This window comes from Dyadobacter sp. HNCC25DJ183 (assembly GCF_056895175.1).
Map to the genome: position 1 here is coordinate 230,491 of NZ_JBXHAP010000008.1, position 13,485 is coordinate 243,975.

Below are 13,485 nucleotides of genomic sequence, written 5' to 3' on the forward strand. Positions count from 1 at the left end.
CACAATGCCGATTACCCTTAAAACTGACTTTGAAGTAATTGTATCCTTCGCGCGTTTTTTCTAAGTTTATAATCCACTTGCCATTCAGCTAATCTCTAACCCGGGTAGCGCAGTGATACTTCTTGAACTTATACTATTTATCGTCGCCGGGACAATCTGCTTTATCGTCAGCCAGATACTTAACTGGATTGAGGAACGGTACCCCCCGGCCCCCCGAACCCCAAGAAAGCGGCGCGGGAAGATTAAGGCAGACCTGGATATGGTCCTGCATTCGTACCAGCAGGGACTACTGAATGAAGAACAATATCTCGACCAAACCGATGAACTGATTGACGAACTGGCCGAATTAATGCATAAAAAATAAGCAGCTATCAAAAAAAATGCCTTCCCGTTAAGAGAAGGCATTTTGCATTTATTTGCCTGCTTGCGGCGCCACGTATTCGAGCCTCTGCTTGTCTTTCAATAGTTGTGCACGAAGCTGCGCATAATCTACATCCTGCACGGCCACTTTCTTATCAATAGCCAGTACCGCAGCCGAGGCAGCGCTCTGGCCGAGTATCATAAATACCGGCTCCATCCGGATTGACCCGAATGCAATGTGCGTGCTGGACAGGCAAACAGGTACCAGCAGGTTCTCGCATTCAGCCTTTTTAGGTACCAGCGATCCGTAGGAAATGGCGTAAGGTACCTTGGGATGTACGCCGATATCACCTTCATTTTGAACAAAACCGTCCTCTTTCACATAACGCTGTGCATTGTGCGCGTCCAGTGAATAAGATCCCATTCCCACAGATTGGTTGACTGTCTTTTTACCCAAAGTCTCATTTTCGGTCATAACTTCCTGGCCGATCATCCGACGTGCCTCGCGGACGTAGATCTGGTGCGGCCAGCCGCCGTTATCTTTGAATTCATCTTTTGGAAGGCCCCATTTCGCCATTTCGGCACGCACGCTGTCGGGCACATTCTTATCATTTGTCAGATAATACATCAGACCTTTCTGGTACAGCTCGTGTTCCTTGATGATCTGTTTTCTGCGCTCGTAAGTCGCATCAGGATAATCGTAGTTTTGGCCAATGAAATCGGTGCTGAATGGACCGTGGTTGTTGGTGTCCGTCTTTTTATTGGGAATTGGATCGTACTTATCGAACGTTTCTGACCAGCCCGCTTTGTAAACTCTTGCCAGCAGCTCGTATTTTGCAGGATCATAACCTTCCGGTTTGGCAAACGGAATACGGTTTTCAGGATTAGCGGAAAGGCACATTCTGAAACAGTAAGCCTGAATCTTGTTGTCACCGTCCCCGTTTTTCCCGATAGGCTCGGCAGATACATAAGGAAGCAGCCCGCTCTTCGGATCACCCTCGATCTTGTACGGACTCACATTCTTTTTGAAATAATGCCCGTGCTGGAAAACGCCCGCCTGAATCCCGTTCCATTCTTCATTGTAAACACTGTTGGCTTCACGTCCCACGTGGTATTTCACACCGGCTGAGGCCATTAAGTCTCCTTCATAGGTGGCGTCAATGAACATTTTGCCTTTGAAGGTTTTGCCGCTCAGTGTCTTGAAAGATACAATCCTGCCACCTTCCATTTTCACGCCTTTTTCGCGGTCCAGCCACTCATTGCGGTAAACTTTCAGGTTATTTTCTTTGACAAAATCCTCAAAAACGCGCTCGGCTACTTTGGGTTCGAATATCCACATCGTGCGGTCGGCGCCGTCCATGGCGGGCGTACCCTGGCCTTTGTTGCCATATTCTTCTTTCTTTTGCCACTGCCAGGCTGCGGGTTTGTCGTAATGCAGGTAAACGCGGTGGTAAAACTCCCGCGCGAGCCCGCCGATCACCGATTTGTTGCCCGTATCAGTAAAGCCCAATCCGCCCGACGAAAGTCCGCCGAGGTGCGTGTCAGGTGATACCATGATCACCGATTTGCCTTGCTTAACAACCTGTACTGCTGCCGTCACTGCGCCCGAAGTACCTCCGTAAACAATTACATCAGCTTCGAACTCATTTTTTTGGATATCCGCGTAGGATAAAGCGGGGAAGAGGGCTGCAAATACAAATGCGACTAATTTTTTCATTATTAAAAAGGTTAGGTAAATTATTTAACTGCCGGTACCATCAGCACCGCATCTGCGAGCACAAGCCCGTCGGCTCCTTTATTGGACATTTCTACAAAAGCATTGGAACCCGCAGCGATATCGAAATCCCCTAAAAACACCCATTCACCCGAAGTTTGACCTACTACCTGCACGTCGGCAGTTTTAATCGAAACATTCTTCTGGTTTTTACCATCGGAAACTGTGAGCGGGATAATGGAAGACAATCCTGGCAGCTTGGGTAAATAAATGTAAGCTGCGTATTTGCCGGCTTTGGCTATTACCGGCGTAAACCGGACAGTCTGCGTGCTTTTTGTAGTTGTGTCAGAAGCAAAAAACGAAGGTCCGTAGCCGCCTTTGTTGCCGGTATTCCATTTCCCTTCTACTTTAACATGCTGCTTATCTTCATTATCAACAACCACGTGCTGGATTTTACCGTTTACCAGCGGATTCGCCGCCAGCTGCTTTTGCAGTTTTGCAACATCCACTTTCTGCACGGGCAGCTTGCCATCAATCGCCATTACAGCCGCCGCCGCAGCTGACTGGGCGAGCACCATGAATACCGGCTCCATCCGGATTGAACCGTAAGCAATGTGCGTGGCAGACAGGCAAACTGGCACAAGCAGGTTGGTGCATTCGGCAGGTTTCGGGACAATCGCCTGGTAGGAAACAGGGTAGGGGCCAAAGCCGCCTACTTCCACATTACCTTCGTTTTTAACCATCCCATTCACCACAATGCGCTGGATGTTGTGCGAATCCATCGTATAAGCGGCCATTCCGACACCGTCAGTTACTACTTTTTTTCCTTCACAATTGGATTGTGTCATTACGTAGTTGCCCACCATTCTCCGCGCTTCACGTACATAAAGCTGCGGCGACCAGTTGCCTGTGTCGGTGTATTCATCTTTGGGGTAACCCCATTTCAGCATTTCGCTTCTGAGTTCCTGAGGTACCCGCGGGTCGTGACCCACGAAATACAACAGACCTTTGGTATACACCTCGTGTTCCCCGATGATCTCCCCGCGCTTTTTGTAGTCTGCATCGGGATACGCGTAGTTTGTTCCGATCATATCCGTAGAAAAGCCGTTGCGGTTGTTAATGTCCGTTTTGTTGTTCGGCATTTTGCTCCAGATGAAATAATCATTTAGCGTTTTCCGCTGCGGCTGCTTGTTCATCAGCCTTACCAGCAGTTCGTAGCGCGTAGAATCGTACCCTGCTGGTCTCGTGATAGGCAGCTGGTTGGCCGGATCGGAAGTGAGGCAAATGCGGTAATTATAAGCCTGTACCTTCTTGTCGCCGGTTCCGTCAGGCAGCAGCTTTTCGTCTGAAATGCCCCACAGCAGTCCGCTTTCGGGTTTGCCCGGGATTTTGTAGGGATCAATTCCGTCGGGGAACTGGTGGCCTGTCATGAGCTGTACCCCATTGATCGTCTCGCCATATTCAGCATTCGCCTCCCTGCCTACTGCATAGGAAACGCCTGCACGCGCCATCAGATCGCCCTCGTAAGAACAGTCAATAAACATTGCCGCTTCGATCGTGGTATTGGTTGCGGGAGCGGGTTTTGCGCTGTTTTCCAAAACAATGGAACTGATCGCCGTACCCTTCCTGGCTGCCGAAACAATCCTGTGCTGGTAAGTCACCTTGATGTCCGCTTCGTCCAGATATTGCTGCAGGTATTTCTTCGCTACGTGCGGCTCAAAGATCCATTGTTCAAACTTGCCGTAATGCTTGCCAAGTCTGCGGTAAAAGTCCAGTGAAAGGCCTGAGATCGCATATTTATTGCCAATATCAGTTTGCCCCAAACCGCCCGAGGTCATCCCGCCCAAATGCGAGGTAGGTTCGATCAGCGCGACCGTTTTTCCCATTTTCTTGGCTGTATAAGCCGCAATTACACCTGCTGCCGTGCCGCCGTAAATGCAGATATCCACTTTCCGGGCCGCCTGTCGCGGCGAGGAGCGGTACCCGGAAGCAACAAAGGCAGTCAGGATCGTAAAGGCTACCAGTTTTATCCTCATTTCATGCTTGATTTAGTGAGTAGTTGTCAGTTTTCAATATCCCGGGTTTTGATCGGTAGGCTTGATCGCCTTGTTGTAAAGAAGCTCGGAGTTCGGGATCGGCCACAGCATGTGCTTGTCTGCTACTACGATTTTCTTTGTCTCCAGAATCCGCTGCTTGGCGATACCCAATCTTTTGAGATCGTTCCATCGTTTTCCTTCATACATGGTTTCGTAGCCTCTTTCCTGCACCACTTTATCTATAAAGGCAGTAAGTCCTGAAAAATCACTCAACTTGAAATCCACTGCCGACGGTGCTTTGGAATTAAATCCGTAAGCCCGGCGGTGCACTTTGTTCAGACTTTCCAAACCCTCAGCTGTCGGTTTTCCATTCGCGCGGGCATCAGCCTCGGCATGAAAAAGAAGCAGATCAGCATAGCGGTACCAGGGATAATCGTTGCCTGCTCCTGCGGTTGCTGCCGGGTCACGGTATTTGCGGAATAGGCAGGAATTAGGCCCGAGCCCGATATCTACATTGTACAGAATGTGCGCTTTGCGGAGATCTTTGGCGTCCCAGTTCTTGATCACCGGGTTCGAAACCGAGTCGGTATACTGTGCGTACACCCCGCCAGGACCGTAGTAGTTAAACTTGTCAGTCTTGCGATGGGCGTAGCTGACCAGGCCAAAACCCTGCTGACGGGAGTATTTGAAATAGAAGATTTCCTCGGTGGTATTGACAACCTCAGGGCCATATATTTTCTGGAAATCCTCAGAAGTAACCACTTCCACAAGCGAGTATTTGTTACTCTCTACAACTTCCTTCGACTTGGTCTGAGCGCCTGCCCAGTTTTCCTGATACAGGTATATCTCTGACAAAAGCGTTTTTGCTGCCCATTTGGTTGGTCTGCCGATTTCAGCTGGCACATCAGGCAACCCTGCTTCGGCTTCCAGCGCATCGGCAAGGATCAGTTTGTACACATCCTCTACGCTCGCGCGGGGAATGTCGGCTACCGTCATATTTTCTTCGGTACGCAGCGGCACGCCGCCCCAGTTCCTTACCATTGCAAAATAGATCAGCGAGCGCAGGTACTTCGCCTCGGCAACAAACATCGCCTTTTCTTCCGGGCTCGTACTGGTACCTTTCGGAACATTGCTGATCACCAGGTTCGCATTGCGGATAGACTGGTAAAAGTTGTCCCAGATCACAGCTACGCGGTTGATGTTGGTATTATCAAGTCCCTGGTAAAGACTCACGGCAGTTTGGGTACCGCGCGAATTTCCGTAATCGGCCAATCCTTCCAGCTGTGCGGGATAGTTAATGGAAAGCCCATTATCAAGTCGCATCGGGCCGTAAATGGCATTAACTGCCGCTTTGGCTTCCGAGGCAGTATTATAGAAGTTTTCCGAAGCCAGTGATTTTGGTTTTTCTTCCAAAAGGTCCGAGCAGGACATGAAAACCACGGCTGAAAACAAGCAGGTGAATATCTTGTTCATTGTAAAATGTTTATGCTTTGTTAAAAATCAAAACCCAACTCTCAAACCTACTGTGGTCGTTTTTGCCGCAGGATACACATAGTGGTCGATCCCCTGTACAAAAGAGTTGCCGCTTCCGTAGGAGTTTACTTCGGGATCATACCACGAGTATTTCGTGAAAGTGATCAGGTTCTGGCCGCTTACATAGATCTGCGCATTGCGGAGCCACTTCAATTCCAGTTTTGATACCGGCAGATTGTAGCTCAGCTGAATGTTTTTGAAGCGCAGGTAAGAACCGTCTTCCACAAACCTGTCCGACATCTGTGCCTGGGAAGAAGTCCTGATGATCGGATACTTCGCGTCGGTGTTGGTGGGTGTCCAGTGATCCAGGTATACCTCACGCGGCATATTCAGTGCCTGTCCGTAATCATAACCTTGTCCCTGCGCGCTGAGGTTGAAAATGTCATTGCCCTGAGATCCCTGAATGAAAATGTTCAGGTCAAAGTTTTTGTAGGACATCGACGAATTGAAGCCGTAGGTAAACTTCGGATTGGGGTTACCGATGATCTTTTTATCACCCGCGTCCCTCGCGCCGTTGTTGTTGAAATCTTCATAGGCGATAAAACCTTTATCATCATACCCTTTCTCCACATACCCGTAAAAAGAGCCCAGCGGAAATCCTTCGCGCAGAATGTTGACATTGTCGTTCACAGCTGCACCAATCGTTTGTCCAAGGATATCATTGCCGCCGTACAGCTTCATGACCTTGTTTTTATTGATAGAAAGATTGGTTGAAATATTCCATTTGAATGCACCTTCCAGTACGGCTGCATTCACACCGAGTTCCAATCCTTTGTTCTGGATCTTCCCGATGTTCTGGATCGTGTAAGTATAGCCGAGCGAAGAAGGAAGTGCCACGTTGTTCAGCAGGTCGCGGGTATTCTTGATGTAGTAATCGGCTGTCAATGTAAACCGGTTGTTCAGAATGCCCAGGTCTATTCCGATATCAGCCTGCGCCGTAGTTTCCCATTTCAAAGGTGCAGCCAGTCTTGTTCCGGGTGCGTAGTAAATGTTTAGCGCGTCGCCGAAAACAACCTGATTGGAAATAAGCTGGTTCAGGGTAAAATACGGGTTAATGGACGTGTTGCCCGTTTCGCCGTAACCCGCGCGGATTTTCAGGTCAGAAATAAAAGGAACGCTCTTGATAAAGTTTTCCTCAGAAACACGCCACGCCAGTGCCGCAGAAGGGAATGAACCCCATTTCTCGCCCTCGCTGTACCGCGACGATCCATCGGCACGGAAGCTGACAGTAGCCAGGATCTTGCTGTTGAATGTATAATTCACCCGCGCCAGATAGGAGAGTAGTGCCCATTTCTGGTAAGAAGAGAATGGTACCTCCTGCGTAGCAGCAGCACCTATGTCGTAGGTTTCCTGGTTATCACTGATAAAGCCGCTTCCCGCCGCTCTGAAAGCAGTAGCGGTGTAATCCTGGTACGTAAAGCCCGCGACCGCCGATATATTATGTTTACCGAAATCCTTGATGTAGTTGACCGTGTTTTCGCTCAGAAAGCTGGTAATCTGCGCAGTTTCGATGCGCGCCGAGCCTTTTGAGTTGACAAAACGGGTGGTAGTGTAGGTATCGGTTTTGTCATCGGTGTTCTCAATTCCGGCAAGTGTTTTGAAAGTCAAACCTTTTACCGGCTCAAAAGTCACTGCTGCATTGGTGAGCACTTTATTAGAGCGGATCTTGTCCGAAAAGTAGTTCAGATAGTTCAGCGGGTTGGTGATCACATTGGATCCCCAGGCGTAAGATTCCGCAAGTCTTGAATAGCTTCCATCCGGCAGAATAGGTGCGATTGTTGGATATCCCGACAGCATTGCCGACATCAATGTACCTCCCCGGTTGCCACGTTCCGAATTCTTGCGGTCGGAGTCAATGCGGCTGAGAATGGAGCTGATATCAAACTTGAACTTCTTGCTCAGATCCGAACTCAGATTAACCCGCAATGCATTACGCACGTAGTCACTGCCCTTAACAATCCCGTCCTGATTGAAATTACTCAATGCGACTGAAAAGCGCGTTTTCTCGGTACCCCCGCTCACAGTCACTGCGTGGTTCTGAACAGGTGCTTTGCGGAAAACAATGTCCTGCCAGTCGGTACCTTCGCCGAAGCTGTTGATCTGGTCCTGGGTAAAATGCGGCGCAACGCCGTCGTTAGCAGCCTGCTCGTTATAGAAATTGGCGTACTCGGTCGCATTCATCAGGTCGAGCTTCTTGCGGATCGTCTGAACGCCATAATAGCCTTCATAGTCTACATTGATGCGACCTGCTTTCCCGCGTTTGGTAGAAATCAGTACCACGCCATTTGCCCCGCGCGAACCGTAAATAGCAGTTGCAGAAGCATCTTTCAGTACTTCAATGGATTCGATGTCGGCATTGTTGAGCAGAGTAGGGTTACCTGAATACGGAAAACCATCCACCACATAAAGCGGCTCATTGCTGCCCTGAATGGAGTTGGTACCTCTCACGCGCACACTGATCGGGCTGCCCGGAGCACCTGTGTTCTGCGACACGTACACGCCAGCCGCGCGGCCGGCGAGCGACTGCACCAGGTTTGTGGCCGGATATGCATTCAGTTCGGTTGATTTAATGGAAGCTACCGAGCCGGTCAGGTCGCTCTTTTTAACCTGTCCGTAACCGATCACCACGATCTCTTGCAAAGACTTGTCTTCCAGTACCATATTCACGATCAGTGCCGACTGGCTGCCGATCACAATTTCCTGCGACTGGTAACCTACAAAGCTGAAAATCAGCACTGCATTGGCAGTAGCGTCAGGTACGTCTACCTGAAACTGCCCTTCTGCATCGGTGGTGGTACCGGTTTGCGTGCCTTTCAAAACCACGCTCACACCAGGTAACCCTGTGCCTTTTTCATCCAGGACTTTCCCGGAAATGTTTTTAGCAGGTTTTACAGCGCCCTCGCTTGCCTTTACATCCGGCAAGCTTCCCTGTCGTTTCAAAATGATGATCTTTCCTGAAATTTCATATTGCAGTCCCAGTGGCGTAAGTACCTGATCCAGCACTTCATACAAAGGTTTGTCGTGGGCCGAAACAGTTACTTTTCTGGTTGAGTTGATCAGCTTGGAGCTGAATACAAACCGGACGTCGATCTGTTTTTCGAGCTGGGCGAGGACTTTCCTGACTTCACTTCCATTGGCGACAATGGATATTTTCTGACTGAGCAGCGTTTGTGCACGGCCCTCACGCGCATAACTGGTTCCTATCAACAAGAGGGCAAACAGGAGTTGGGTAGCTGTTATTCGCATCGTCCACTTTAATACCTGACGGCACTTTAAAGGTTTTTTCATAGATTTGATTGTTTTGTTAAGATTGAAAAGTTGGCAAAACAGCCCCCGCCTCCGAAATGGAGGTAAATGACGCCAATCATGTGGGGACAATAATCAGGAGTCGGTAATGCGGGAACATTGCCGGCTCTTTTTACTTGTTAGTCAGTGATTTCTGTTTTTTTGAGTAATGCGGGTTACGGGTTTACAATTAAGACCAGGTACTTGCATTAATTCCGGCAGCCCCTGCTGTGAATGACGATCTGCCCGTCGATGATCTCGTAATTGGCCTCAATGGCTTTACAAATGATCGAAAGCTTCTCGTGCAGGGTCTGATTATCCAACATGGCGGTAACCGGACAACCGTTCAGCAGCTCTTCGTCGAAAATGATATCGATGCCGTATGCCTTTCCAATCGACGCGATTGCCTGGCTGGCGGGCGTATCTTCAAACTCGAAATGGGGTACCTGCGATTTGGAGACGATGATTTCGGGCTTTTCCACCAGCGTTTTGACCATTCTCACATCATCACGTTCGAATATGATTTTCTGATTGGGCGACAGTACCACGCCTTCCTGCTCGCGCTTGCCAGCCTTTGCCTGCAAGCCCGCTCCGGCTTTGGTGAACACCGAAACGCGGCCTGTCTTTACCTCGACGGTGACCTGGTGCGACGATTCAAATGCATTGATCGTAAAACTGGTACCCAATACCTTGGTGATAAGCTCATTGGCATACACAAAAAACGGGCGGTCGGGGTCTTTGGAAATTTCAAAGAAGGCGTATCCATTCAGCACCACCTCGCGCTTTGAGTCTGTAAACCGGATGGGGTAAGTAATGCTGCTGCTGGGAGAAAGCGTGATCTGGCTGCCATCCGAAAGCTTTACTACCATCGGGTGGGCTGTTGCATTTGTCTTTTTAATTTGCTGCGGCTCTGACTGCTCCTGCGCCCGGCCGGTACCAAGTGTACCAATTGCCGGCAGTTGCTCATTGAGGTTTGAATGCGTCAGCCACCAACCTGCAACGATCAGCAATGCAACCGATGCTGCAAACCGGAACCAGACTGCCTTGTAAAACGGGCGCCGCGGCAATGTGCGCGTGCCGGGTTCCTGGCCAGTCTGCTGTATTCTTGCCACTGTATTTTTAACGATACTGTCGATCTCGGAGGCAGATAGCTCTGGTTCGTTTGTGCGCAGGGCCAATACCACCTGACGCGCCTGCCGGGTAACAGGCATTATCTGCGGGTTTTCTGCGAGCCATTGCGTCCACGCAGCGTCACTTTCGCGCGTAGGAGCGAGTACCCACTGTCTGAAAAACGGATCCCAGACAAAGTCCTCAGCTTCAAAATTTAGGTATTGGTCCATACAAGAATTTGCGTCTATGATACGATAGACAAAAACAGGTACAGGATACCAATAATTTTTAAATTATTTCTGGATAAAAGATAAAAACCAGGTTTCGTGACAGAATAAAGCGGGTTTTTACACAAACAAATGGATGAGCGCAAATACGATAAATTCGGCTTTCCAGTGATTTTGAAGCTGCTTGATCGCTATCTGAAGCAGGTTAGAGACTGTTTGTGGGGACACTTCCATGATCTCGGAGATTTGGTGGCGCTCCAACTCCTGGAAAAATTTCAGGTAAATCACCTCTTTCTGGCGGCGCGGAAGTTCGTCTACCAGTTTTTTGAGTTTATGTGTCAGTACCAGGGTCGATTCGTTATCAATGTACTCCTGCTCCACAGAAAACTCGATTTCAAAGGTACCTTCCTGGTTATCAAAAGGTTCGTCTGAAAGCCGCGATTTGCCGGTAATGTTGCGGTGCATCAGTCTGCGCAGCGAGGCCATCATATAAGGTTTGACGGCGATATCGGTGCTCAGGTTCTGCCGTTTTTCCCAAAGTGCCAGAAAAAGGTCCTGAATGCAGTCTTTGACAAACTCCTTGTCTCTTGAAAACTTACTGCCATAATGAAAAAGCGCCCGGAAGTGAGAGGACATCAACTGATCAAATGCAGTTACATCACCCGCAACAAACCGCTGCCACAACGCTTGATCGTCGGGCGCTTCGGAACGGGGCAATGCTATTTTCATCAGGAGTTTCGGTTTATTATCCAAAATAATGATAAATAACCTGTAAATCACAATATTCCTGTGAAATTGATCATATTAAAAGCTCACCACCGCCCTTTTTAATGCGCTTACACACCGCTGAAAACAAATGAAAATTGCTTGGCGTAGGTTGCGACAGGAAAGAGTGTGAAGATTTAAGGTGGACCTACCGGGATCTTCCACAAAGTGCATTTGATATGTACGCCAGATTTACGTACATTAGCTTGCAGGTGATGGATGATGCCTTACCTGAAAGCTAATATATATAACAGAATAGCAATGGCAACATTAGTAAATGACCGCATAGATGTACGGATCAGCAAAGAACAAAAGGAGCTGATCAAGTATGCTTCGGCGCTCCGCGGGTTTAAGAGCCTGTCAGAGTTTATTATTTATTGCGTCAATACAGAGGCGGGTAAAATTATCATGGATAATGAGAAGGTGTTAAAGACGATCGAAGACAAGAAGATTTTTGTAGATGCCATTCTGAATCCGCCAGCTCCGGGAGAAGGTCTTAAGAAAGCGCAATCAGCGGCCTTAAACCATGAAATAGATGGGATTTAGCATCAGTATTCTAAATAGTACCCATAAAAAAGAAAACTTCTGTTGTGACAGGGAGTCTTTAGACAATTACATTAAAAAACAGGCAAAGCAGGACGTAAAACGTTCACTATCGATCTGTTATGTGTTGGAGGATAGCGAAGGTGTAGTCAAGGGGTATTTTACTCTTTCGGCCGCATCAGTTTCTCGCGAAGATATGCCTGAGACAATGCTTGTAAAACTACCCAGGGGATATGCGGATTTCCCGGCAACATTGCTTGGCAGGCTGGCTCTCGACAAAACCGTGAAGGGACAAAAACTTGGATCTGCGTTGCTTTATGCAGCATTAAAGAAAGGCCTGATCAACGCTGAAGTAATTGCGTCACTAGCAGTAATCGTTGATCCGCTGGATAGCGACGCAAGAAAATTCTACGCCAGACACGAGTTTATAGACCTGCCTGGCAGCGGGCGGATGTTTCTCCCGATGGCGACAATCAGGAAGTTGGTTGAGCAGGAAAGAACTATTTAACAAACCAGCTTATACAATACTTACTGTTCCGCCTGAACACACCCAACGCTTTTACAGCTGAAACGGATTGACAATATACTCGGCCCGGTAAATAGGACTTGAAGTACTTAAAGTCCAGATTACTTGCCCGGTCTGGTCTGTTTTGATCAGCTTTCCGTTGGTTGCGCTGGCGGATAGAATATTTCCATCCGGCAGCATCATGGTGCTTCCCATAATGGCAGAATAAAGATCGGGTGAGAAAGTCGCGTGAATCTTGCTTGTTGCTTCCATTGTCGTTTCATTCAGTGTAAATGAAAGCACGCGGGAGCTTGGTCTGGCAGCAGATCCATTGTCAAAAAGCATGATCTCGTCGTTTGCATTGCGGTGTGCAAAATGCTGGAAGAGGAAATCAGAGCCTGCCGGCATTTTGAAAGTCCCGTTTTTACCCAACTTCCACATTACTTTTCCCGAAACTGCATTGATCTTCCAGACCTGCGAGAGTGCGCGCAGGGAAATGATGTAGTTGTTGTCCTTATCGATCACCAGCGAATTTCCCCAGGGCTGCGCATAGTTTGTAGGATCAATGTGCGTCAGCTCGTTAAAGGTCGACCAGGACCAGATCTTATTACCCTGGCTATCGAGCACCAGGATACCGTCACCGGGAAGATTGTCTTTGAACTCATTGGTGATCGCCACAACATTTCCTTTGCTGTCCATTTGAAAATCATGGTGAACCGATTTATCAAACCCTTTTTCACCCATTTTGAAATAAGACAGCGTATCGCCGGCGAGTGAAGTTTCAAGGATAATGTTGCCGTCTGCCATCGGGTTCGCATTTTCGTCCAAAAGAATCAATAGCGAATGCTTGGGCGTAAAGCGCGCTGTTTTGATCACGTATTTGGCAGGAGGAGACCAGTACCAGGCAATTTTACCATTTTTATCAAGAATGACCAGCCCATTGGGCTTGGTAGAAGGCACCAGAAAGTAGTATCCCGGCAAATTTTCCCGGATACTGTTTTTGCTTTCATCATAATACGCTTTCAGCCAGGCGGGCATTTCGGCTGTGGTAAAGTTTTTTACATCACCCGCCTGCTCCGCTCCGTCTTCCGCTTTGGAGATAATGCGGTAGTTGTAGGCCGTATTTTCTTTGAGCTCAAAAAGCGCAATCGAGTGGCTCTTTTTTGATGAAGAAACGGGCGACGAGACTGCATTGCTCTCGCTCCCCGCAGCAGGCCAGTACCTCACATTGGCCTCCGATTCTTTGGATAAAGTAAACTTGATCCTGGCCGTCAATGCAGCTATACCGCTGTTCAAAACCGTAGCGGATTGAACCTGCGGCGCCACAACGGCATTGTCGCTCTCGCAGGAAAAACCGATTCCTGCAAGAGCGACAAATAAGTACAGATTGAATTTTCTAAACATCGC

The 13,485-nt window shown here is 48.6% G+C and carries 10 protein-coding genes; 3 read left to right on the forward strand and 7 right to left on the reverse strand.

Features of this window, described 5'->3' with window-relative positions; all coding sequences use genetic code 11:
• Positions 1-112: 112 nt before the first annotated feature.
• Positions 113-364 carry a hypothetical protein gene (locus tag AC1XTG_RS20765; protein WP_484843271.1) on the forward strand — a complete coding sequence of 84 codons (252 nt, stop codon included), beginning with the start codon at positions 113-115 and terminating at the stop codon, positions 362-364.
• A gap of 48 nt (positions 365-412) precedes the next feature.
• On the opposite strand, the gene AC1XTG_RS20770 is transcribed toward AC1XTG_RS20765, so the two are convergent.
• From AC1XTG_RS20770 to AC1XTG_RS20795, 6 genes are all read right to left on the reverse strand, one after another.
• Entirely contained in the window at positions 413-2,077 is a 1,665-nt protein-coding gene (locus tag AC1XTG_RS20770) for an FAD-dependent oxidoreductase (protein ID WP_484843272.1), read from the reverse strand.
• Between the two features lie 20 nt (positions 2,078-2,097).
• A complete protein-coding gene (locus tag AC1XTG_RS20775) occupies positions 2,098-4,110 on the reverse strand; it encodes an FAD-dependent oxidoreductase (protein WP_484843273.1) in 2,013 nt (670 codons plus the stop codon).
• A gap of 33 nt (positions 4,111-4,143) precedes the next feature.
• Positions 4,144-5,583 carry a RagB/SusD family nutrient uptake outer membrane protein gene (locus AC1XTG_RS20780; RefSeq protein WP_484843274.1) on the reverse strand — a complete coding sequence of 480 codons (1,440 nt, stop codon included), beginning with the start codon at positions 5,581-5,583 and terminating at the stop codon, positions 4,144-4,146.
• Between the two features lie 27 nt (positions 5,584-5,610).
• Complete coding sequence (locus AC1XTG_RS20785) at positions 5,611-8,931, reverse strand: TonB-dependent receptor (RefSeq protein WP_484843275.1); 3,321 nt, start codon at positions 8,929-8,931, stop codon at positions 5,611-5,613.
• Positions 8,932-9,137: 206 nt separating this feature from the next.
• The gene (locus AC1XTG_RS20790) at positions 9,138-10,268 is read right to left on the reverse strand and encodes a FecR family protein (protein ID WP_484843276.1); all 1,131 of its coding nucleotides are present in this window, start codon (positions 10,266-10,268) and stop codon (positions 9,138-9,140) included.
• A gap of 117 nt (positions 10,269-10,385) precedes the next feature.
• Positions 10,386-10,994 (reverse strand): RNA polymerase sigma factor, encoded by a 609-nt coding sequence (locus AC1XTG_RS20795; RefSeq protein ID WP_056286336.1) that lies wholly within the window; start codon positions 10,992-10,994, stop codon positions 10,386-10,388.
• 297 nt (positions 10,995-11,291) lie between these two features.
• On the opposite strand from AC1XTG_RS20795, the gene AC1XTG_RS20800 reads away from it, so the two are divergent.
• Together AC1XTG_RS20800 and AC1XTG_RS20805 are read left to right on the forward strand one after the other, a co-directional pair.
• A complete protein-coding gene (locus AC1XTG_RS20800; RefSeq protein WP_031529107.1) occupies positions 11,292-11,576 on the forward strand; it encodes a type II toxin-antitoxin system TacA family antitoxin in 285 nt (94 codons plus the stop codon).
• Positions 11,566-12,081 (forward strand): GNAT family N-acetyltransferase, encoded by a 516-nt coding sequence (locus AC1XTG_RS20805; RefSeq protein WP_484843277.1) that lies wholly within the window; start codon positions 11,566-11,568, stop codon positions 12,079-12,081. Before AC1XTG_RS20800 ends, AC1XTG_RS20805 begins: the two co-directional genes overlap by 11 nt.
• 51 nt (positions 12,082-12,132) lie before the next feature.
• On the opposite strand, the gene AC1XTG_RS20810 is transcribed toward AC1XTG_RS20805, so the two are convergent.
• On the reverse strand, positions 12,133-13,482 hold the full coding sequence (locus AC1XTG_RS20810) for an aryl-sulfate sulfotransferase (RefSeq protein ID WP_484843278.1): 1,350 nt from the start codon (positions 13,480-13,482) through the stop codon (positions 12,133-12,135).
• Positions 13,483-13,485 lie beyond the last annotated feature (3 nt).

What these genes read in the sequence shown, in the direction of transcription:
- AC1XTG_RS20770 (WP_484843272.1), bottom strand. Translation starts at nt 2,077, where the DNA reads ATGAAAAAATTAGTCGCATTTGTATTTGCAGCCCTCTTCCCCGCTTTA.
- AC1XTG_RS20775 (WP_484843273.1), bottom strand. Translation starts at nt 4,110, where the DNA reads ATGAGGATAAAACTGGTAGCCTTTACGATCCTGACTGCCTTTGTTGCT.
- AC1XTG_RS20780 (WP_484843274.1), bottom strand. Translation starts at nt 5,583, where the DNA reads ATGAACAAGATATTCACCTGCTTGTTTTCAGCCGTGGTTTTCATGTCC.
- AC1XTG_RS20785 (WP_484843275.1), bottom strand. Translation starts at nt 8,931, where the DNA reads ATGAAAAAACCTTTAAAGTGCCGTCAGGTATTAAAGTGGACGATGCGA.
- AC1XTG_RS20790 (WP_484843276.1), bottom strand. Translation starts at nt 10,268, where the DNA reads ATGGACCAATACCTAAATTTTGAAGCTGAGGACTTTGTCTGGGATCCG.
- AC1XTG_RS20795 (WP_056286336.1), bottom strand. Translation starts at nt 10,994, where the DNA reads ATGAAAATAGCATTGCCCCGTTCCGAAGCGCCCGACGATCAAGCGTTG.
- AC1XTG_RS20800 (WP_031529107.1), top strand. Translation starts at nt 11,292, where the DNA reads ATGGCAACATTAGTAAATGACCGCATAGATGTACGGATCAGCAAAGAA.
- AC1XTG_RS20805 (WP_484843277.1), top strand. Translation starts at nt 11,566, where the DNA reads ATGGGATTTAGCATCAGTATTCTAAATAGTACCCATAAAAAAGAAAAC.
- AC1XTG_RS20810 (WP_484843278.1), bottom strand. Translation starts at nt 13,482, where the DNA reads ATGTTTAGAAAATTCAATCTGTACTTATTTGTCGCTCTTGCAGGAATC.